The sequence below is a fragment of the Parablastomonas sp. CN1-191 genome, from assembly GCF_049354825.1.
GTDB lineage: Bacteria > Pseudomonadota > Alphaproteobacteria > Sphingomonadales > Sphingomonadaceae > Novosphingobium.
In genome coordinates, this window is sequence record NZ_CP186480.1 from 2,144,406 (window position 1) to 2,163,672 (window position 19,267).

The window sequence follows — 19,267 nt, forward strand, 5'->3', positions numbered from 1 at the left end:
CGTTCAGCCGACGACGGCCGTGTCGTCCTCGGCCGCGTCCTTGTTGCCGTAGCCGTAACCGTAGCCGTAACCGTATCCATAAGCAGCATCGCGCTCATCGAGCTTGGTGACGATGGCGCCCAGGATATGAGCGCGCGCGGTGCGCAGCCGGTCGACCGCGCTCTTGATCCCGCGCAGGCGATGGCGATTGGATTCGATCGTCACGATCACGCCCTCGACCGCGGTGGACAGCAGCGGCGCGTCGGCGATGCCCAGGATCGGCGGGCCGTCGACCACGACATGGTCGAAGTCGGTCTGCAGCCGCTCGATCAGCTGGCGCATGCGCACCCCGCCCAGCAGCTCGGCCGGGTTGGGCGGCATCGGCCCGGTGTCCATGATCGCCAGGCCATCGACCCCGCTCGGCTGGAGCAGGCGCGCGACGTCGTCGTCGCCGGCCAGGTAGTTGGCCAGGCCCTCGCGTCCGCTCGGCAGGCCAAGGAGCGCCCGCAGCGACGGGTTGCGCAAGTCGGCATCGACCAGTGCGATGCGCTTGCCCGATTTCGCCAGCGTTGCCGCCAGCGCGAACGAAGAGACGGTCTTGCCCTCGTTCGGGGCGGTGCTGGTGAGCGCGAAGGAGCGCGGCACGCCGTGTTCGGTGAGGAACGACAGGTTGGTCTTGATCGAGAAGTAGGCTTCCGAAGCCTCGGACTTGCGGTTCTCCAGGTCCCTCGAGATGTCGAGGTCACGCAGGCGAGGGACGCTGCCAAGCAGGGGCACGCCCAGCATGCGGTCGACTTCCTGCGGGTCCTTGAGCTTCTGGTCGAGGTATTCGAGCACGATTATCAGGCCGGCTGCAAGGGCAAGGCCGGCAAGCAGGCCAAGCGCCATGTTGAACAGCAGGATCGGGCTCGACGGGCCGCCCGCGGGCTCGGCACGGTCGACGATGGCGATGTTGTTGCTGCCGACGCCGGCGACGCCGATTTCCTTGTAGCGCTGAAGCAGCGAATCGTAGAGCTGGCGGTTGGTATCCACCTCGCGCTGGTAGATCGCGTACTGGATCGAATCGCGGCGCTGGCCGATCAGCTCGTTCTTGAGTCCCTCGACCTTGGCACGCAGCGCGTTCTCGCGCGCGACCGCCTGCTGGTAGCCGTTGCCCGAGCTGCCGCGCACGCGCGCTTCCTCGCGCCCGATCGCGGCATCGAGCGAATCGATCTGCGACTTGAGCGCGCGGGCCTGCGGATAGCCCGGCTGGAACTGCTGCAGCAGGCGTGCGTATTCGCCCGCCAGGGTGGCGCGTTGCTGGCGCAGCGCGTTGATGGTGGGATTGGCGAGTTCGCCCGCGGTGACGCCGCGCGCGCCTTGCAGCGCGCTCTGCGCGGTGATGCGCGCGGCGGTGGCGGCGGCAAGCTCGGTATTCAGCGCCTCGAGGTCGGCGGCGGCGAGGGTCTGCTCGTTGCGGGTTTCGCCCTTCGCGCCTTCGCTGGTCGACAGCGCGATGATGCGCTTGTTCGAGGCGTAGTTGACCAGGTCGCGCTCCGACGCCTCGAGCTTCTGGCGCAGCTGGCCGAGCTGGCGCTCAAGGAAATCGCGCGCCTCGCGCGTGGAGGAGAACCGGCGATCAAGGCTGGCGGCGATGAACTGCTCGCTCCACGCGTTGGCGATCTTCGCCGACAGCGCGGGGTCCGGACTGGTGAAGCTGATGTCGACGAGGCTGGAACCGCGGATCGGTGCAACTGCCACGTTGGCGCGCAGGATGCCCACGACGGTTTTCATGCGCGCGTCGGCCGATACCGGCGCGGCCTGCGAATCGGCTTCCTGGTTGATCCCGAAGGCGGTCAGGAAGGCCTTGTCGTTCAGCAGGTTGAGGCTGCGAGCCACGCGCTCCGCCAGGGAGCGCGATTCGAGCAGCGCGTACTGCGTCTGGTAGAATTCGAGCGACTGCCCGGCGTCTTCCTTCTGCAGCCCTTCGACGTTGGTGATGTTTTCCTGGTTGCGGCTGATCTCGATCCGCGAGGTCGAGGTGTAGACCGGGGTCGCCAGCAGCGTCAGCAACAGCGCAATGCCGAGGCAGACCGCGATGATCGCGGCAACGATCCACTTGTTGCGCTGAAGCGAGCGCCAGTACTGCAGCAGCGCCGGCGCCGCGAACACACCGGCGTGATCGACGGGCTCCTCGGCGGCATAGTCCGCGGGTACGGCCGTAGCGTAGTTCATGTCCATTGGCGTCCCGTGTGAACGAATTTGCCCGCGTTGCAAGCGGTCGCGGTGGCAGCGGCGCGCGCGCCGGCCGTCCTGCGCAGGGCGGATGCGGCGCCAGGCACCGCGATCCGGTTGAAGTGACTAGGCATCAGAGCAGCAAAAACCCATGACAGGCGGGAAACCGAAAAACGGGCTGCCCCGCCCATTCCGGCCCGCCCAATAGCAAATTGCCCGGGGCGGTAAAGCCGCTTTGCCCGCGCGATCATCGCGTCTCTCCGGATGCGCGGGGCGCGGCGATGAGCGTGCAGAGCAACATCGCATAGGCCATCATCGCCGGGGTCCGCAGCGGATAGTCGGCAAAGCTTGCGACCAGCACGATGGCAAGCGAGACCCATGCAAAAGGTTCAACCCGAGGTCGCGTCCGCGCGCGCCGCGTCGCCGCGACGGTGCGCCAGGCGGCGATCCCGCGCAGCCCGAACCACGCAGCGAAGGCGATCGCCAATGCCGCGCTGACAAGTCCGCCCTCGATCAGGAACTGCAGCGCGTCGTTGTGCGCCTGGTTGAGGTAGTCGGGCCGCAGGATACTATACGGCTCGACCACGCGGTAAGCGTATTCGAAACTGCCGTAGCCCGAACCGACCGGGAAATAGGCGCGCAGCATCTCGATCAGCTGCGGCAGGATCTTGACGCGCAGGTCGCTGTCGACGCTTTCGCTGAACAGGCGGTTGAACGTGGTCGAACGCGAGCCGAGCGCCACGACCAGCACCAGCACCGCGACCGTGGCGATCGCCGCCACAACCGGGCCGTAGCGCCGCAGTTTCGAGCCGCGGCTGCGCGCCAGCCCGCCATGCGCCAGCCACAGCCACGCCGTGGCGACCAGGGCCACTAGCACCATTGCCGCGCCCGAGCGCGAGCCGGTGGCGAGCGCCATGAAGGTCAGGCAGAAACCCCCGCCCAGCGCCGCCGCCAGGAGCAGCGGCCGGCGGCGCGGGTCGACGCTGCCGGCGCTGGCAGTGTACGCCAGCAGCGGCAGCACACTGGCCAGGAAGATCGCGAAGTGGTTGCGGTTCGAAAACAGCCCGACCGGGTTGTTGTAGTTGGTGATGCGGTAAAGATAGAACGGCCCGCCGCTCTTGCCGATCATCTGCAGCGCAGCGAGCAGGAAGCTGAGCCCGGCGGCGAGGAACACGAACCAGGTCAGCCGCCGGCGCTGGTCGTCGCCAAGCGGCGCCAGCAGCAACAGCATCGCCAGCGGCACTGCCAGCGCGAACAGGGTGTTGAGCGTGCGCGAGGGCACCAGCGACAGCGGCCGCGCCTGGTCCTGCACCCCGGCGATGGCATCAATCGCCGCGAACGGCGCGCGCCCGGGCAGCGCGCTCCACAGCCCGTGCGGCAGCGGCACCAGCTGCAGCGCCGTCCAGGCCATCAGCGCCAGCAGCAGCCAGAACGGCATCCCCAGGGCGCGCAGCCGCGCCGTGCCCGGCTGCAGCAGCGCATAGCCAGCGGCCAGGAACGCCAGCGGGCGCAGCACCACCAGCGAGACGATGTCGCCGCGCGATCCGCCGCCCATCAGGAACGCCGCCAGCAGGAAGCCGGCGGCCACGCCGAAGCGCACCCCCGGCAGTTCGAGCCGCTGGGCAAACGACAGCCGCGAACGGCCGCGCGGCGATCCGCCGCGGCGCTGGCGCTGCGGCGAACTCAACGCCGCACCGCGGCCGGATATGCAGGCATGTCGTCCTCATCGTGAGCGGCCGGCACCGCGCCTTCGCCGTCGGCGAACCCGGGCACCAGCCGGCGCAGCATCGCCCGCACACCCTGCGCGTCGGCGTGATCGAGCAGGCGCGACAAGTCGTCGAGCGCGCGCTCGAGCTCGGCCCAGCCGATGCAGTCCTCGTCGGCCATCATGATGCGCGGGTGATCGGTGGCGCGCGCCTCGGCCGAGATCAGCAGCTCCTCGTAAAGCTTCTCGCCGGGGCGCAGGCCGATTTCCTCGATCGCGACATCGCCGTCGGGGTTGGCTTCGTCCCGCACCGTCAGGCCGGCCAGGCGGATCATCGCGCGGGCCAGTTCGTGGATCTTCACCGGCTCGCCCATGTCGAGCAGGTAGACCTCGCCGCCGCGCGCCATGGCGCCGGCCTGGATGACCAGCTCGGCCGCTTCGGGGATGGTCATGAAAAAGCGCGTCACGTCGCGGTGCGTGACCGTCACCGGCCCGCCGGCGGCGATCTGGCGCTCGAACTGCGGCACGACCGAGCCCGACGAGCCGAGCACGTTGCCGAACCGCACCATCGAGAAGGTGGTCTTGTCCTGGCGCCCCGCCAGGGCCTGGAGGATCAGTTCGCAGACCCGCTTGGACGCGCCCATCACGTTGGTGGGCCGCACCGCCTTGTCGGTACTGACCAGGACAAAGCGCTCAGCCCCGCTTTCGCACGCGGCGACCGCGGCGTGGAGCGTCGACAGGACGTTGTTGCGCACCCCGGCAACGGTGTTGCGCTCTACCAAAGGCACGTGCTTATAGGCGGCGGCGTGGAACACGACTTCGGGCTGGAAACGTTCGAACAGCCGCTTGGTGGCGGCTTCGTTTTCCAGCGATCCCAGCTCGGGGATCAGTTCGACGTCGCTGCCGATCTCGGCGGCGACCTGGCGCAGTTCGCCGTCGATGGCGAACAGCACCGCCTCGGTCATCTCGAACATCACCAGCCGGCGCGGCTGCTGGCGCAGGATCTGGCGGCACAGCTCGCTGCCGATCGAGCCGCCGGCGCCGGTTACCAGCACCGTGCGGCCCTTTATGGCGCGGGCCAGCAGCGCGGGGTCGGGGGCGACGGTATCGCGGCTGAGCAGGTCCGAGACGGCGATGTCGCGCAAGTCCTTGATCGAGACCCGGCCATCGACGATTTCGCGCACGCCGGGCAGCGTCTGGACCTGGACGCCGCTGGATTGCAGGCGCTTGACGATCTCCGCCCGGGCGGAGCGATTGAGTTCGGGCATCGCCAGCAGGACGATGTGAATGTCGCGGTCGCGCAAGACCTGTTCGAGCTGGCCGGCGTGGTAGATCGGATAATTCTCGATCCGCGTCCCGGCCAGCGCGGGATCGTCGTCGACATAGCCTACCATCCGGTATGTCGGTTCGATATCAAGCGAGAAGGCGAGCTGGCGCCCGGGCAGCCCGGCGCCGTAGATCAGCACGCGCTGGCGCTCGACGTCGGGCGCAAAGACATCGAGCAGCACGTAGCGCGCGGTGATGCGCACCAGCGCGACCAGCGCCAGGAACAGGATCGGGAACAGCACGCTGAGCGTGCGGGGGACGCCGGCCATGCCGATAAAGCCGAACACGATCACGTTGGGGATCGCCAGCAGCGCGCACGACCATGCCAGCTGGATCAGCCCGCGTGCACCGTGGAAGCGGAAGATGTTGCGATAGGCGCCGACGAAATTGAAGATGATCAGGAACGTGACCAGCTGGAACACCGCGAACGCGCGCACCGGTGCGGTATTGAATTCCCAGAACCCGAGCCGGAGCGAGAACGAAAGCCAGACGGCGGCGATGCAGGCGATGCAATCGGTGCCGGCCATCAGCAGGCGCTTCGACGGGCGATCCTTTTCCAGCAGCCAACTGGCCGCGTTTCGCGCCGCTTCCAGCGCCCGCCCCCCGGTCTGACTTGCCATCTGGTTCTTAACCCTTGGTATTCGCGTCTTTTGCGGCGTCAGCGACGCACGCATTATGCCTCAAGCGGGTGCAAGGCAATGGGCCGCGAACGGCAGGGGCGTTGCAAACGGGCATCATCAGGCGAGTCGCAAGTGACCCAGCATGGCGGCGTTGACCTTCTCCACGGCGTACTTCTCCTCGCACAGATCGCGCCCGGCACGGCCCATCCGCGCCCGCGCCGCCCCGTCTTCGGACAGCGCCTTCATCGCCGCCGCGGTGGCGGCGACGTCGTGGACGGGCACCAATAGCCCGGTATCACCTGAACGCACGGTTTCCCGGCAGCCGGGCGCATCGGTGGTGATGACCGCCCGCCCGGTCGCCATCGCCTCTAGAACGGTGCGCGGCGTGCCTTCGCGGTAGGACGGCAGCACGTAGACGCTGCAGGCGGCCAGCGCCGGGCGGACATCGTCCAGCGGCCCCATGTAGTCGAGCCCGGCGGCGCGCCAGGCGGCAAGCTCGGCGGGGTCGATCCCGTCGGGACCCTCGTCGAAAAAGCCGCCGAGCGCGAACCGGGCGCGGCTGCCCGCGGCGATCAGGCGGCAGGCGGCCTCGGCATATTCGCGCACGCCCTTGTTGCCGAGCAGCCGCGCGATCATCAGGAAGCGGGCATCGCCGGGCAGCGGTGCCGGCGCGTAATGCGCCATGTCGACGCCCGAGCCGTTGACCAGCCGCGCCTTTCCCGCATCGGCCAATGCGCCCGCGGCGATGAAATCGTCGCGGTCGTCCGGGTTCTGGAAGATCACCACGCGATTGGCGGCGGTGGCGCGCCGCCACAACTGCCGCGAGGCCAGGCCGACCAGGCGCCGCACCGCGCCCTTGCCCGGGATGAAGGCGAAGCCCAGCCCGGTCACCAGCGAGGCCGATTCGACCCCGCAGCTGCGCGCCGCGAGCGAACCGAAGATGCAGGGCTTGATCGTGTAGCCCAGCACCAGGTCGGCACCGGTGCGGCGGATCAGGGCGCGCACCGCGCGCAAGTAGGCCAGGTCATCGACCGGGTTGAGACCGGCGCGCGACAGCGGCACGTCGTGCGGCTCCGCCCCCAGCGCCGCCACCGCGCGCGCCGTCTCGCCCGTCAGGCCCGGTGCCGAGGCGTGGACGCGGTGCCCGGCGGCGACCATCGCGCGGATCAACGGGCCGCGAAAGATGGTCAGCGACGGGGCGTAGGACGCATTGACAAGGACCGTGCGGCTGCTCATTCCGCGCCCCTTAGCGGCAATCGGCACCGGCGCGAAAGCGAACTATGTCCGCCACTTGGCCGCCGGAGGATCGAAACGCCCATGCTCGGCACTACCGTCGCCCCCTGGCCCGCCTACGACGAGGAAGAGGTCGCCGCCGTTGCCGAGGTGCTGCGATCGGGCCGGGTCAATTACTGGACCGGGCAGGAATGCCGCGCCTTCGAGCGCGAGTTCGCAGCCTGGACGGGCAGCGCCAGGGCGGTCGCGGTGGCTAACGGCACGCTCGCGCTCGACCTGGCGCTGGCGGCGCTGGGGATCGGACCGGGCGACGAGGTGGTGGTGACGCCGCGCACCTTCATCGCCTCGATATCGTGCGTGGTGAACGTGGGCGCGACGCCGGTCTTCGCCGATGTCGACCGCGACAGCGGCAACATCTCCGCCGCCACCATCGCACCGGTGCTGAGCGGGCGGACGCGCGCCATCATCCCCGTCCACCTGGCCGGCTGGCCTTGCGACATGGGCGCGATCGTGGCGCTGGCGAACGAACGCGGCATCGCCGTGATCGAGGACTGCGCGCAGGCGCACGGCGCGCGCATCGGCGGGCGCAGCGTCGGCAGCTTCGGACAGGTCGGCGCGTGGTCGTTCTGCCAGGACAAGATCATGACCACCGGCGGCGAAGGCGGCATGGTGACGACCGACGACGAGGCGCTGTGGTCGGCGATGTGGTCCTACAAGGATCACGGCAAGGACTGGGACGCGGTCTACAACCGCCAGCACCCGCCCGGCTTTCGCTGGCTGCACGAATCGTTCGGCACCAACTGGCGCATGCTTGAGATGCAGGGCGTGATCGGGCGCATCCAGCTGCGCCGGATGGAGGCCTGGCACGCCCGCCGCACCGCCGTCGCCGAGCGTTATCGCGCCGCGCTGGCGCCGTTCGCACAGGCGGTGCGGGCCCCGGTTCCTGGCCCCGACATGATCCACGCCGCCTACCGCTTCTACGCTTACGTGCGGCCCGAAGGCCTCAAGGCCGGCTGGGACCGCGACCGTATCGTTGCCGAGGTGGAGAAGCGCGGCGTGCCGCTGTTCCAGGGCAGTTGCAGCGAAGTCTACCTGGAAAAGGCGTTCGACGGCACCGACTGGCGCCCGGCGCAGCGGCTGCCGGTCGCGGCCGAACTTGGCCAGACCAGCCTGATGTTCCTGACCCATCCGACGCTGAGCGACGCGGACGTCGAGCGGATTGCCGGCACCGTGGCCGAGGTCGTCGCCGGGGCCGCGCGCTAGGAGCCCGAGAAGGGCGGCATCGTCGCTTCCCCCGCGGCGCTGATGCCTTCGCGCTTCAGCACCATCGCGGCGGTGCGCCACAGGATCTTCAGATCGAGCCAGAAACCGCGGTTGTCGACATACCAGACGTCGGCGGCGAATTTCTGGTCCCAGGTCAGCGCGTTGCGCCCTTCGACTTGCGCGAAGCCGGTCAGTCCGGGGCGGACCTCGTGGCGGCGGGCCTGCTCGGGCGAATAGAGCGGCAGGTACTGCATCAGCAGCGGGCGCGGGCCGACCAGGCTCATGTCGCCGCGCAGCACGTTCCACAGTTCGGGCAGTTCATCGATGCTGGTGGCGCGCAGCCAGCGCCCGAACGGCGGAAGGCGGTCACCATCGGGCAGGAGGTTGCCGGCGGCATCGCGCGCGTCGGTCATCGAGCGGAACTTGACGAGGCGGAACGGCTTGCCGCCCAGCCCCGGGCGCTGCTGGCGGAACAGCACCGGGCTGCCGAGCCGGCGCCGCACCAGCAGCGCGGTGACGCCCAGCAAGGGCGACAGCACCACCAGGGCGGCGGCGGACACCACGATATCGAACGCGCGCTTGAGCATCGCCGACGCTTCTAGGGGCGCACCCTCAAGGCTTCAACCGCAACGACATCCGGGGTTGCGAGCCATCGGCCCCCGCCTATAAGGCGCGCATCGTCCCGGCGTGCGACGGCCCTTCGGCCCGCGCCCTCCTCCCTGACTGCGAGGCCCGAATTTCCGTGCTTTCTGCTGATACCCGCGTCGTCGTCCTTGGTCTCGGCTACGTCGGCCTGCCGCTCGCCGTGGCGCTGGCCGCGAAGTTCGAGACCACCGGCCTCGATATCGACACCCGCCGCATCGACGAACTCAAGCGCGGCCATGACCGTACCGGCGAGATCGTCGGCGAGCGGCTCGCCGCCTCGTCGCTGACGCTCACCGCCGATCCTGCCGCCTGCCCGCCGGCCGATTTCTACATCGTCACCGTGCCGACGCCGATCACCGCCGACAACAAGCCCGACCTGCGCCTGGTAGAGGCCGCCAGCCGCACCGTCGCCGCCATGCTCAGGGCCGCTGCCGCCGAAGGTCGCACGCCGATCGTGGTCTACGAGAGCACCGTGTACCCCGGCGTTACCGAAGACATCTGTGCCCCGCTGCTCGAAGCCGGATCGGGCCTGGTCTGCGGACAGGACTTTTTCCTCGGCTACAGTCCCGAGCGTATCAATCCGGGCGACCGCGAGCACACGATCGACAAGATCACCAAGGTCGTCTCGGGCCAGACGCCGGAAGCACTGGCGCGCATCTCCGCGCTTTACGGCGCGGTCACCAGCGGCGGCGTATTCGAGGCCACTTCGATCAAGGCGGCCGAGGCGGCCAAGGTGATCGAGAACGCCCAGCGCGACATCAACATCGCCTTCATGAACGAGATCGCCCAGATCTTCGCCAAGATGGACTTGTCCGTCTGGGACGTGCTGGCCGCGGCGCGCACCAAGTGGAACTTCCTGCCGTTCGCGCCCGGGCTGGTCGGCGGCCACTGCATCGGCGTCGATCCCTACTACCTCAGCCACCGCGCTACCGAGCTGGGCCAGGACCCGCACGTCATCCTGGCGGGCCGCGGGGTCAACGACGGCATGGCGAAATGGGCGGCCGAGCGGCTGCATGAAGCCGCCGGCGCCGCCGCCGGCCGCGTGCTGGTGCTGGGGCTGACTTTCAAGGAGGACGTGCCGGACCTGCGCAACAGCAAGGTCGCTGACCTGGTGGCCGCGCTAAGCGCCCTGGGCCACGAGGTGCGCGTCCACGATCCGCACGCCGACGCAGCCGAGGCGCAGCACGAATACGGCATCGCGCTGGAGCCGGCGTTGCCCGGCGAAACCTTCGACATCGTCCTGCTGGCCGTGCCGCACCGCGACTACCTCGACCTCGGGGCCGAGCGGCTGCGCCAGCTGGTGGCGCCGCGCGGCACGCTGGGCGATCTCAAGGGCGTGCTGGGCAAGGCGGCCGACTGGTCGCTATGACGCACGCCGACTGCAACAGGGAAACGGCATGAGAGTCCTCGTCACTGGCGGCGCCGGCTTCATCGGCTACAACGTCACGCAGCGCCTGCTGGCGCGCGGCGACAGCGTGCTGGGGATCGACATCCTCAACGACTATTACGACGTCACGCTGAAGGAAGCGCGGCTGAGGAAGCTGCGCGAGGACGGCGGGAACCGCTACGCCTTCGACAAGATCGACTTCTCGAAGATGGACGACCTGCAGCGCGCGCTGGAAGGGCAGACGTTCGACCGCATCGTCCACCTGGGTGCGCAGGCCGGTGTGCGCTATTCGATCGAGAACCCGCACGCCTATGTCCAGGCCAACCTGGTCGGCCACGTCAACATGCTGGAGATCGCCCGCCACCGCGGGGTCGACCACATGGTCTATGCCAGCTCATCGTCGGTCTATGGCGGCAACACCAAGCTGCCTTTCGCGGTCGAGGACCGGGTCGATCACCCGCTGTCGCTCTATGCCGCGACCAAGAAGGCGGACGAGCTGATGAGCGAGACTTACGCCCATCTCTACCGCCTGCCGCTGACCGGACTGCGCTTCTTCACTGTCTACGGCCCGTGGGGCCGCCCCGACATGATGATGTGGCTGTTCACCGACGCGATCCTTTCGGGCCGGCCGATCAAGCTGTTCAACGGCGGCGAGATGTGGCGCGATTTCACCTATATCGACGATATCGTCACCGGCGTGGTCGCCGCGCTCGACAATCCGCCGCCCGACGATGGCGAGCCCAAGGCCGGCGGCAGCCTCAAGCCGCACCGCCTCTACAACATCGGCAACCACCGGTCCGAGCACCTGATGAAGGTGGTCGAGATCCTCGAGCGCGAGTGCGGACGCGAAGCGCAGCGCGAATTGCTGCCGATGCAGGCGGGCGACGTCGAGCGCACGTATGCCGACATCGATGCGATCGCGAACGATCTGGGCTATGCGCCGACGACGACGATCGAGGACGGCGTGCCGCGCTTCGTGCGCTGGTACCGCGATTATCACGGCGTCTGACGCCGCGCATGGGAGAGAAGCGCCTTGGCGAGGAATAAATACGGACGGCGGCGCGTGCTGGTCACCGGCGGCGCGGGGTTCCTGGGTTCGCACCTGATCGACCGCCTGCTCGATCGCGGTGACGAAGTGCTGTGCGTCGACAACCTGTTCACCGGTGACAAGAGCAACATCGATCACCTGGTCGGGCACACGCGCTTCGAATTCATGCGCCACGACGTGTGCTTCCCGCTTTACGTCGAGGTCGACGAGATCTTCAACCTCGCCTGCCCGGCCTCACCGGTCCATTACCAGCACGACCCGGTCCAGACGACCAAGACCAGCGTGCTGGGCGCCATCAACATGCTGGGGCTGGCCAAGCGGCTGCGCGTGCCGATCTTCCAGGCCTCCACCAGCGAGGTTTACGGCGATCCCGAGATCCATCCCCAGACCGAGGATTACTGGGGCAACGTCAACCCGATCGGCATCCGGTCCTGCTACGACGAGGGCAAGCGTTGCGCCGAGACGCTGTTCTTCGACTACCTTCGCCAGCACGACCTCGACATCAAGGTGGCGCGAATCTTCAACACCTACGGCCCGCGCATGCACGCGTCGGACGGACGGGTGGTCTCCAACTTCATCGTCCAGGCGCTGCAGGGGCACGACATCACGATCTTCGGCGACGGCAGCCAGACGCGCTCGTTCTGCTATGTCGACGACCTGGTCGAGGGCTTCATCCGCTTCATGGAAGCCGGACCCGACGTCCACGGGCCGATCAACATCGGCAACCCGCACGAGTTCACGATCCGCGAACTGGCCGAAAAGGTCATCGAGATGACCGGGTCGACATCGAAGCTGATCCAACTGCCGCTGCCGGCAGACGACCCGACCCAGCGCCAGCCCAACATCGGCGAGGCACGCAAGCACCTCGATAACTGGGAGCCGAAGGTCCAGCTCGAGGAAGGGCTGCGGCGGACGATCGCCTACTTCGCCGACAAGGTCTGAGCGCCCGAGCGGCGCGGCGCTTCAGGGCTTCTTGGCGGGCGCCGGCGTCGTAGCGGGCGTGGTCGCGGGCGTAGCAGCCGCGGCGGCGCGCTGCTCGTACTGGTCCTCGATCTTCTCGACGTCGGCCTGGGTCTTGGCCGCGTCGGCATCGATGGTGGCGAGGCGCTTCTCGCGCTCGGCCTCGATCAGCTGGCCGAAGCGAACGCCAGGCGCGGTCTTCTTTTCAGCATAGGCCTGCTGGATCATCTTCTGCGTGCACCCGGTCGACCCGCCGGGCCCGACGGTCGAGCAGCTCATCGTGCCGGTCTTGGTGACCGCTTCGTAGGCGATCACCTTGTTGACCCAGGCCTCGCTCTGCGGACCGCTGGTGGTGCGCAGCTCTTCGGGAATGCGATAGCGTTCGCCATCGGGCAGGCGCGCGCAGACCGTGATGGTGTCGCTGGTCGAGGGCGGGCACTTGTCGTCGCCGTAGATGATCACGGTGTTGACCTTGTCACCGGCGGCATCCTGCGCAGCGGCGGGAACGGCGTAAAGCGCCGGGGCGGCAACGGCGGCGAGCAGGGCGATCGGCAGGCGCATCAGACAAGTCCTCGGTTAGGTCGGGCGAGGCCTACAGGCCCGCCGGCGCGTGAACAACGGCTGAAACCGCGCCCGGGTTGCAGGCGCGGCGGATTTCAGACCCGCTCGGACAACCGGATCGCCAGGCGGCATCCCATCCGGATGGCACCGGCCAGCAGCGGATAGCCGGGCGCGCGCTCCGCCCCGGCGGCCAGCGCGGCGGCGCGGTGGTCGCGCTCGTCGTCGCGGAAATCGGCGATCAGGCCCGACAGCTCGGGATCGCTGTCGCCCAGGTCGTCGAGCTGGCGCGAATAGTGCCGGTCGATCTCTTCCTCGATCGCGGCGGTGCAGGCCATCGCCGCTTCGGGGCCGAGCAGCGCGGTGGCAGCGCCCAGCGCGTAGCCGGCTACCGACCAGAGCGGCTGAAGCGCGGTCGGGCGCACGCCGCGCTGCGCGATCAGGGCGTCGAACTTTTCGCGGTGGGCGGCTTCCTGGGCCGCCATCTGCGCCACTTCGCCGGCGTGGGGCGCACGATCGCCCATGACCGCCAGCTGGCCGGCATAGATTCGCTGGGCGCCGTATTCGCCCGCCTGGTCGACCCGCAGCATCCGGTCCGCGGCCTTGCTCATGCCGGGCGTCCCGCGCGGCCGAGCAGCCACAGCGATACCAGCGCGGCGGCGGTCGATATCAGGAAGTTGTAACCCGCCAGCGAGATGCCCAGCAGCGTCCACTGGGCCGTGTCGCAGCGGATCATCGGGGCATTGAGGATGGCGTCGAGCGCATTGCCGCCGTGCGAGGCGACCGCGGTGCAGGCGGTGAAGCCCTGCCACCAGTGGTATTCGACCCCGGCGTGATAGCCGCCCAGCAACCCGGCGAAGAGCAGCGCGAGGGCCGCCAGCCACGACAGCGCCCGGGTGCGCGGGCGCAGCAGCGCCAGCACGCCCAGCGCCAGGGTGGCGAAGTGGGCGTAGCGTTGCCACCAGCACATCTCGCAAGGATAGAGGCCGAAGCCGTACTGCGATACATAGGCGCCGGCGAGGAGCAGCGCCGGCACGGTGAGGACGATCCGGCGCGCCAGCCGCGCGGCCGGTTCGCCGGCGGTGCCGAAACGCGGATCGCCGAGCACGCCGGCGGCCATCAGCGAGCCCGTGCCGGAACCGCGGCGGCGCCGGTGCGGCGCACGGTCTGGACCGCGTAATAGAGCTGGAAGTCGTCGATGCCCTTGGCCTTGAGCTGTTCGGGCGTTTCCTTGAAGCGCGGATCGGTCTGCGCGTCGCCTTCCAGCTTCTTGTCGTCCAGCGAAACCTCGTTGACGAGATGGCGCCTGAGGTCGCTTTCGCGCAGCGCCAGCTGGGCGCGCTTGGCGGCATCCGGATCGCTGAGCTGCGGGACGCGGATATCAGGCTCGATCCCGCCCTCCTGCACCGAGCGGCCCGACGGCGTGTAATAGCGCGCAGTGGTCAGCTTGACCGCGTGTTCGCTGTCGAGCGTGAACAGCGACTGGACGCTGCCCTTGCCGAAGCTGCGCTCGCCCATCACCAGCGCGCGGTGCTGGTCCTGCAGCGCGCCGGCGACGATTTCAGAGGCCGAGGCCGAGCCGGCATCGATCAGCACGATCACCGGCAGGCCCGCCGCTGCATCGCCCTTGAACACGCTTTCGGCGCGGTAGAATTCGTTGTCCTGCGCGTTGCGGCCGCGCTGCGAGACGATATCGCCCTTGGTCAGGAACAAGTCGGACAGGCCGACCGCTTCGTCGAGCGAGCCGCCCGGGTTCTGCCGCAGGTCGAGGACGATGCCGGCGAGCTTGCCGCCAGCCTGGCCCTTCAGATCGGCGATCGCCTTGGCGACGTCGACACCGACATTGCGCGAGAATTCGTTCACGCTGACCACGCCGACGTTGTCGGTCAGCTTGGAGGTCACCGGGGCCAGGCTGATGACGCCGCGCTTGACCGTCACGTCGAAGGGCGCGTCGCGGCCGGTGCGAAAGATCGTCAGGCGGATGCTGGTACCCGCCGCGCCGCGCATCTGCGCCACCGCGTCGTCCAGTTCACCCCCGTAGATCAGCTTGCCATCGAGGTGGGTGATGTAATCGCCCGCCTTGAGGCCCGCCGCCTCGGCCGGGCTGCCCCGCATCGGGGCGACGATCTTCACCGCGCCGTCGTCCATCACCACGCTGAGGCCGAGGCCGGTGTAGTTGCCGTCGATCATCGTGTTGAGGCGCTGCAGCGTCGCCCCTTCCAGATAGTTCGAATGCGGATCGAGGCTGGCCAGCATCCCGTCGATCGCGCCGGCGATCAGCTTGTCGTCGTCGACCTGCTCGACATATTGCGCCTTGACCAGTTGATAGACCGTCAGGAGCCGCCCGAATTCCGGGCCGGAGCGCGCATCGACTGCGGCCAGCCCGGCGGTGGCCGCGGGAATCAGCGAAACAGCGCCGACCAGCAGCGCCGCGCGCAGGATCGGCAGGGCCCGGAACGGCTTCTTGGCTTTGAGCGTCATGACCGCGTTCTATCGTGCCGCGGGGGTTAACGCCAGATGGCCGTGCGCCGCCAATTTCAGCCCGGCCGCATCGCCGCGAGCGGATTGACGGCGACGCCGTCCTTGCGCAGCTCGATCCCGATCACCGGCGCCTGCGCCGCGGCGCGGCCGAGCGGCGAGCCGGCGACGACCGGATCGCCGACCCGCGCGTCGAGATCGGCCAGGCCGGTGACCACGCTGATCCAGCCGCCCGGATGCTCGACGATCACGACCTTGCCGAAGCCGCGATAAGGCCCCGCAAAGGCCACCCGGCCCGCGGCTGGCGCGACCGCCTGGGCGCCGCCGCGCGGAGCGAGCAGGATCCCCTCGGTACGGACGCCGTCGGGCCCGGCGTCGCCGAATCCCGTGACGATCCGCCCGTCGAGCGGCAGCAGAAACCGCGCCGGCGGACCGGGCGGCGGCGGCGGCGCGGCCACGACCGCCGTGCTACCCGGGAGCCCGGGGCGCAGCACCGGGCCGGGCAAGGCGCCGAGCTCGGCGCGCAGCTGCGCCGACTGGCCGAGCGTGGTGACAAGCGCCGAAAGATCGCGCGCGCGCTCGGCCAGGGCCAGCGCCTGTTCGCCCTCGACCGCGGCGCTGCTGCCGGCATCGCGCGCGGCCAGCCGCTGGCGCGTGGCCAGCGCGGCCAGCGCGGCCTGGCGCTGGGCCAGTTCGGCGCGGTCGGCGCGCAGACCGGCGCTGGTTGCGGCGGCTTCGCCCTCGAGCCGGCGGGCGAGCGCGATGTCGCCGCGCAGGGCGGCGGTGCGCCGCTCGACCTCGGGCAGCGCGGAGGCGAGCACCGCGCGCAGCCGCACCGTTTCCTGCAAAGAACCGGGACGCAGCAGCGACAGCAGAACCGGGCGGCGCGACAGGCGCTGCAGCGCCGCGGTCAGTCGCACCAGCGGCGCCTGCTTCGCGGCGAGCTGCGCGCGCAGCTGCGCACGGCGGGCGGCGATCAGGCGGCCCTGGGCGTCGTGTGCGGCGATCTGCGCCTGGTCCTGCTGGATACGCGCGGCCAGCGCGGCGGATTCGGCCAGCGTGCGATCGGCGGCGGCGGTGGCGCGCTCCGCCTCGCGCTCGAGGCCTTCGGCACGACGCCGCGCGCGCGCGGCCTCGGCCTCGACATTGCGCAAGGCATCGGGCGTCGGCAGGTCCGTGTTCTGGCCGGCGACTTGCGCACCGACCGCGCCCGCGGCGAGCAGAACAACGGCGGCAAGAAGGGGCAGGGAGGGGCGCGGCATCGGCGCGCCTTATCCCGAACGGTGGTAGGGATGGCCAGCAAGAATGGCGGTGGCGCGAAACAGCTGTTCCGCCAGCATCGCGCGCACCAGCAGGTGCGGCCAGGTCATCGCCCCGAAGCCGAGCACCAGGTCGGCGCCGGATCGGACCACGTCGGCATGGCCGTCGGCGGCGCCGATCAGGAAGCGGGCCTCGCGCACGCCGTCGTCGCGCCAGCGCCCCAGCAGGGCGGCGAAGGCTTCCGAGGCCAGCGGCTTGCCGCGCTCATCGAGGACGATGGTGCGCGTCGGCGTCAGCGGCGGGGGTACCGATCCGCCGGTTTCGGGCAGCTCGGTATGCCTGGTCGGCCACGCGATGCGCTTCAGGTAGCGATCGAGCAGCTCACCCTCGGCAGAGCGCGCAATCTTGCCGCGCGCGACGATGTGCAGCAGCATCGCGCGGGATCAGGCGCTGCCGCTGTCCCCGAACGCCCACATCCGCTCCAGGTTGTAGAAGCTGCGCACTTCGGGGCGGAACAGGTGGACGACCACGTCGCCGGCATCGATCAGGACCCAGTCGGCGGCCGGAAGGCCTTCGATCCGGGCTGGGGCAAAGCCGCCCTGCTTGATCCGTTCCGACAGTTTCTGCGCCATCGCCGCGACCTGACGCGTCGAACGGCCCGACGCCACGATCATGTGGTCGGCGATGGAGGATTTGCCTTCGAGCGGGATGGAGACGATCTCCTGGGCCTGATCGTCATCCAGCGACTGGAGGACCAGCGCGTGAAGCGAGCCCGGAGCGGCCCCGAAATCCTGGAGATTCAGCGGCGCGGGATGGCCGGCGGCAGCCGGCACGGAGGGCGAAGCGTTCATTTAGGCGGGATCGGCTCCTGGAGGGTGGGCGGCGGCCGTCACCAATCGGTGCGTGACGGAGTCGCGGATGGGTCGGCCAAGGTGGCGTTTCGCCCAGTCGGGATCGCGGCGGCGGACTGCTGTTGCCGAGCGCGGATCGGGGTCGAAACGCAGCGAAATCAGGGCCGGGGTGCTCCATCCTGCCCGGTGTTGCAAGCTGGCGGGCGGCACCCGGTAGCGCCGCAGCCAGGCCATCGCGGGGCTCGCGGCGGCATCGCCATCATAGCTTGGACGCGCGATAACCGCAATCGGCATGGTCCGGGCGATCGCGCGCCAGTTCTTCCACTTGTGAAATTGCGCCAGGTTGTCCGCCCCCATCAGCCACACGAAGGCGATCCGGGGATAGCGGCGCTTGAGCGCGCGCAGCGTGTCGAGCGTGTAGACGGTGCCCAGCTCATGCTCGATCGCGGTGGCCCGGATCGGCGCTCCGCGCGCCGCTGCCTGCGCCGAGGCCAGCCGGGCGGCGAGCGGCGCCATGCCCGCCCCGGGCTTGAGCGGATTGCCCGGCGATACCAGCCACCACACCTCGTCGAGGCCAAGCGCGTTCAGCGCGAACAGGCTGATCCGGCGGTGGCCGCCGTGCGCCGGGTTGAAGCTCCCGCCCAGAAGCCCGACGCGTTTCACCCGGGAACGCGGCGCGGCGTGACCTTGGTATCGCGGTACGGCCCCTGCATCTCCATCATCCAGCCGGGGTATTCGCGCGGCAGCGCCGAGACCGCGTTCAGCGTTTCGAGGTCCGCGGCGCTCAGCTCCACCGTGGTCGCGGCGATGTTGTCGGCCAGCTGGTCGGCCCGCTTGGCCCCGACGATGACGGTGGAAACCACGTCCTGGTACAGCAGCCAGGCCAGCGCGACCTGGGCGACGGTAATGCCGCGTGCATCGGCGATGGCGCGCATCGCGTCGATCACGTTCCAGGCGCGGTCCTCGTCGACGATCGGGAAATCGAACACCGCGCGGCGGCCTTCGCCCTTCTTCGCGCCATCGGCGTCGCGCGAATACTTGCCCGACAGCAACCCGCCGGCCAGCGGGCTCCACACCATCAGGCCCACGCCCTCGCTTTGCAGCATCGGCACGATCTCGCGCTCAAGGTCGCGCCCGGCGACGGTGTAATAGGCCTGGAGCGAGGCGAAGCGTTCCAGCCCCAGCCGCTCCGAAATGCCCAGCGCCTTGACGATCTGCCACGCCGCCCAGTTCGACACGCCGATATAGCGGGCGCGGCCGGTGCGGACGATATCGTCGAGCGCGCGCAGCGCTTCCTCGATCGGGGTCTGCCGGTCCCAGCCGTGGATCTGGTACAAATCGACGTAATCGGTGCCAAGCCGCTTCAGGCTGGCGTCGATCTGGTCGAGCAAGTGCTTGCGGCTGGTGCCGGCGTCATTCGCGCCTTCGCCCATCGTGCCCATCGCCTTCGTCGCCAGCACGAGGCCCGAACGCTTGAGGCCGAGCGCGCGGATGGCGCCGCCGGTGAACTCCTCGGACTGTCCGGTGGTGTAGACGTTGGCGGTGTCGACGAAGTTGATCCCGGCATCGAAGGCCTGGCGCACCAGCGCGGTCGAGGCATCCTGGTCGAGCCCGGCGATCGCGCCGAAGCGGCCGGGGTTGGTGCCGAAGGTCATCGTGCCGAGGCACAGTTCCGAAACGATCAGGCCGGTCGAGCCGAGGCGGTTGTAATGCATGGTCGGGAATACCTTTCGCTTCGCA

Annotated in this window: 18 protein-coding genes; 4 read left to right on the top strand and 14 right to left on the bottom strand. The window is 69.3% G+C overall.

The window, feature by feature from the left end:
- Positions 1-3: 3 nt before the first annotated feature.
- From ACOYW6_RS10665 to ACOYW6_RS10680, 4 genes are all read right to left on the bottom strand, one after another.
- Positions 4-2,199 carry a GumC family protein gene (locus tag ACOYW6_RS10665; RefSeq protein ID WP_423141293.1) on the bottom strand — a complete coding sequence of 732 codons (2,196 nt, stop codon included), beginning with the start codon at positions 2,197-2,199 and terminating at the stop codon, positions 4-6.
- 241 nt (positions 2,200-2,440) lie between these two features.
- Entirely contained in the window at positions 2,441-3,880 is a 1,440-nt protein-coding gene (locus ACOYW6_RS10670) for an O-antigen ligase family protein (RefSeq protein ID WP_423141294.1), read from the bottom strand.
- A complete protein-coding gene (locus ACOYW6_RS10675; protein WP_423141295.1) occupies positions 3,877-5,844 on the bottom strand; it encodes a polysaccharide biosynthesis protein in 1,968 nt (655 codons plus the stop codon). Before ACOYW6_RS10675 ends, ACOYW6_RS10670 begins: the two co-directional genes overlap by 4 nt.
- Before the next feature lie 117 nt (positions 5,845-5,961).
- Positions 5,962-7,080, bottom strand: coding sequence for a glycosyltransferase family 4 protein (locus ACOYW6_RS10680; RefSeq protein WP_423141296.1), 1,119 nt, complete (start codon positions 7,078-7,080; stop codon positions 5,962-5,964).
- A gap of 81 nt (positions 7,081-7,161) precedes the next feature.
- Here ACOYW6_RS10680 and ACOYW6_RS10685 point away from each other — a divergent pair, with 81 nt between their 5' ends.
- Positions 7,162-8,340 (top strand): DegT/DnrJ/EryC1/StrS family aminotransferase, encoded by a 1,179-nt coding sequence (locus ACOYW6_RS10685; protein ID WP_423141297.1) that lies wholly within the window; start codon positions 7,162-7,164, stop codon positions 8,338-8,340.
- Here ACOYW6_RS10685 and ACOYW6_RS10690 read toward each other — a convergent pair.
- On the bottom strand, positions 8,337-8,927 hold the full coding sequence (locus tag ACOYW6_RS10690) for a sugar transferase (protein ID WP_423141298.1): 591 nt from the start codon (positions 8,925-8,927) through the stop codon (positions 8,337-8,339). The genes ACOYW6_RS10685 and ACOYW6_RS10690 overlap by 4 nt on opposite strands.
- Positions 8,928-9,076: 149 nt before the next feature.
- Here ACOYW6_RS10690 and ACOYW6_RS10695 point away from each other — a divergent pair, with 149 nt between their 5' ends.
- From ACOYW6_RS10695 to ACOYW6_RS10705, 3 genes are read left to right on the top strand one after another with little or no spacing between them, the layout of a single operon-like run.
- Positions 9,077-10,354 (top strand): nucleotide sugar dehydrogenase, encoded by a 1,278-nt coding sequence (locus ACOYW6_RS10695; protein WP_423143116.1) that lies wholly within the window; start codon positions 9,077-9,079, stop codon positions 10,352-10,354.
- 28 nt (positions 10,355-10,382) lie between these two features.
- Positions 10,383-11,381 (top strand): NAD-dependent epimerase/dehydratase family protein, encoded by a 999-nt coding sequence (locus ACOYW6_RS10700; RefSeq protein ID WP_423141299.1) that lies wholly within the window; start codon positions 10,383-10,385, stop codon positions 11,379-11,381.
- Positions 11,382-11,405: 24 nt separating this feature from the next.
- Positions 11,406-12,362 (top strand): UDP-glucuronic acid decarboxylase family protein, encoded by a 957-nt coding sequence (locus ACOYW6_RS10705; RefSeq protein ID WP_423141300.1) that lies wholly within the window; start codon positions 11,406-11,408, stop codon positions 12,360-12,362.
- A gap of 21 nt (positions 12,363-12,383) precedes the next feature.
- Here ACOYW6_RS10705 and ACOYW6_RS10710 read toward each other — a convergent pair whose 3' ends face one another.
- The 9 genes from ACOYW6_RS10710 to ACOYW6_RS10750 form a co-directional block, all read right to left on the bottom strand.
- Positions 12,384-12,941 carry a hypothetical protein gene (locus tag ACOYW6_RS10710; protein ID WP_423141301.1) on the bottom strand — a complete coding sequence of 186 codons (558 nt, stop codon included), beginning with the start codon at positions 12,939-12,941 and terminating at the stop codon, positions 12,384-12,386.
- A 95-nt stretch (positions 12,942-13,036) separates the two neighbouring features.
- Positions 13,037-13,549 carry a demethoxyubiquinone hydroxylase family protein gene (locus ACOYW6_RS10715; protein ID WP_423141302.1) on the bottom strand — a complete coding sequence of 171 codons (513 nt, stop codon included), beginning with the start codon at positions 13,547-13,549 and terminating at the stop codon, positions 13,037-13,039.
- A complete protein-coding gene (locus ACOYW6_RS10720) occupies positions 13,546-14,058 on the bottom strand; it encodes a disulfide bond formation protein B (RefSeq protein ID WP_423141303.1) in 513 nt (170 codons plus the stop codon). The genes ACOYW6_RS10715 and ACOYW6_RS10720 overlap by 4 nt, the downstream gene beginning before the upstream one ends.
- Positions 14,058-15,419 carry a S41 family peptidase gene (locus ACOYW6_RS10725; RefSeq protein WP_423141304.1) on the bottom strand — a complete coding sequence of 454 codons (1,362 nt, stop codon included), beginning with the start codon at positions 15,417-15,419 and terminating at the stop codon, positions 14,058-14,060. The genes ACOYW6_RS10720 and ACOYW6_RS10725 overlap by 1 nt, the downstream gene beginning before the upstream one ends.
- Positions 15,420-15,475: 56 nt before the next feature.
- A complete protein-coding gene (locus ACOYW6_RS10730) occupies positions 15,476-16,678 on the bottom strand; it encodes a murein hydrolase activator EnvC family protein (protein ID WP_423141305.1) in 1,203 nt (400 codons plus the stop codon).
- 9 nt (positions 16,679-16,687) lie between these two features.
- Positions 16,688-17,110: a 23S rRNA (pseudouridine(1915)-N(3))-methyltransferase RlmH gene (locus ACOYW6_RS10735; RefSeq protein ID WP_423141306.1), complete on the bottom strand. Its 423-nt coding sequence runs from the start codon at positions 17,108-17,110 to the stop codon at positions 16,688-16,690.
- 9 nt (positions 17,111-17,119) lie between these two features.
- Positions 17,120-17,527: a ribosome silencing factor gene (rsfS, locus tag ACOYW6_RS10740; protein WP_423141307.1), complete on the bottom strand. Its 408-nt coding sequence runs from the start codon at positions 17,525-17,527 to the stop codon at positions 17,120-17,122.
- A complete protein-coding gene (locus ACOYW6_RS10745; protein WP_423141308.1) occupies positions 17,528-18,190 on the bottom strand; it encodes a nicotinate-nucleotide adenylyltransferase in 663 nt (220 codons plus the stop codon).
- Positions 18,187-19,242, bottom strand: a complete 1,056-nt coding sequence (locus ACOYW6_RS10750; RefSeq protein ID WP_423141309.1) for an aldo/keto reductase — start codon at positions 19,240-19,242, stop codon at positions 18,187-18,189. The genes ACOYW6_RS10745 and ACOYW6_RS10750 overlap by 4 nt, the downstream gene beginning before the upstream one ends.
- Positions 19,243-19,267 lie beyond the last annotated feature (25 nt).

What these genes read in the sequence shown, in the direction of transcription:
- ACOYW6_RS10665 (WP_423141293.1), bottom strand. Translation starts at nt 2,199, where the DNA reads ATGGACATGAACTACGCTACGGCCGTACCCGCGGACTATGCCGCCGAG.
- ACOYW6_RS10675 (WP_423141295.1), bottom strand. Translation starts at nt 5,844, where the DNA reads ATGGCAAGTCAGACCGGGGGGCGGGCGCTGGAAGCGGCGCGAAACGCG.
- ACOYW6_RS10680 (WP_423141296.1), bottom strand. Translation starts at nt 7,080, where the DNA reads ATGAGCAGCCGCACGGTCCTTGTCAATGCGTCCTACGCCCCGTCGCTG.
- ACOYW6_RS10685 (WP_423141297.1), top strand. Translation starts at nt 7,162, where the DNA reads ATGCTCGGCACTACCGTCGCCCCCTGGCCCGCCTACGACGAGGAAGAG.
- ACOYW6_RS10690 (WP_423141298.1), bottom strand. Translation starts at nt 8,927, where the DNA reads ATGCTCAAGCGCGCGTTCGATATCGTGGTGTCCGCCGCCGCCCTGGTG.
- ACOYW6_RS10700 (WP_423141299.1), top strand. Translation starts at nt 10,383, where the DNA reads ATGAGAGTCCTCGTCACTGGCGGCGCCGGCTTCATCGGCTACAACGTC.
- ACOYW6_RS10710 (WP_423141301.1), bottom strand. Translation starts at nt 12,941, where the DNA reads ATGCGCCTGCCGATCGCCCTGCTCGCCGCCGTTGCCGCCCCGGCGCTT.
- ACOYW6_RS10715 (WP_423141302.1), bottom strand. Translation starts at nt 13,549, where the DNA reads ATGAGCAAGGCCGCGGACCGGATGCTGCGGGTCGACCAGGCGGGCGAA.
- ACOYW6_RS10720 (WP_423141303.1), bottom strand. Translation starts at nt 14,058, where the DNA reads ATGGCCGCCGGCGTGCTCGGCGATCCGCGTTTCGGCACCGCCGGCGAA.
- ACOYW6_RS10725 (WP_423141304.1), bottom strand. Translation starts at nt 15,419, where the DNA reads ATGACGCTCAAAGCCAAGAAGCCGTTCCGGGCCCTGCCGATCCTGCGC.
- ACOYW6_RS10730 (WP_423141305.1), bottom strand. Translation starts at nt 16,678, where the DNA reads ATGCCGCGCCCCTCCCTGCCCCTTCTTGCCGCCGTTGTTCTGCTCGCC.
- ACOYW6_RS10735 (WP_423141306.1), bottom strand. Translation starts at nt 17,110, where the DNA reads ATGCTGCTGCACATCGTCGCGCGCGGCAAGATTGCGCGCTCTGCCGAG.
- rsfS (WP_423141307.1), bottom strand. Translation starts at nt 17,527, where the DNA reads ATGAACGCTTCGCCCTCCGTGCCGGCTGCCGCCGGCCATCCCGCGCCG.
- ACOYW6_RS10750 (WP_423141309.1), bottom strand. Translation starts at nt 19,242, where the DNA reads ATGCATTACAACCGCCTCGGCTCGACCGGCCTGATCGTTTCGGAACTG.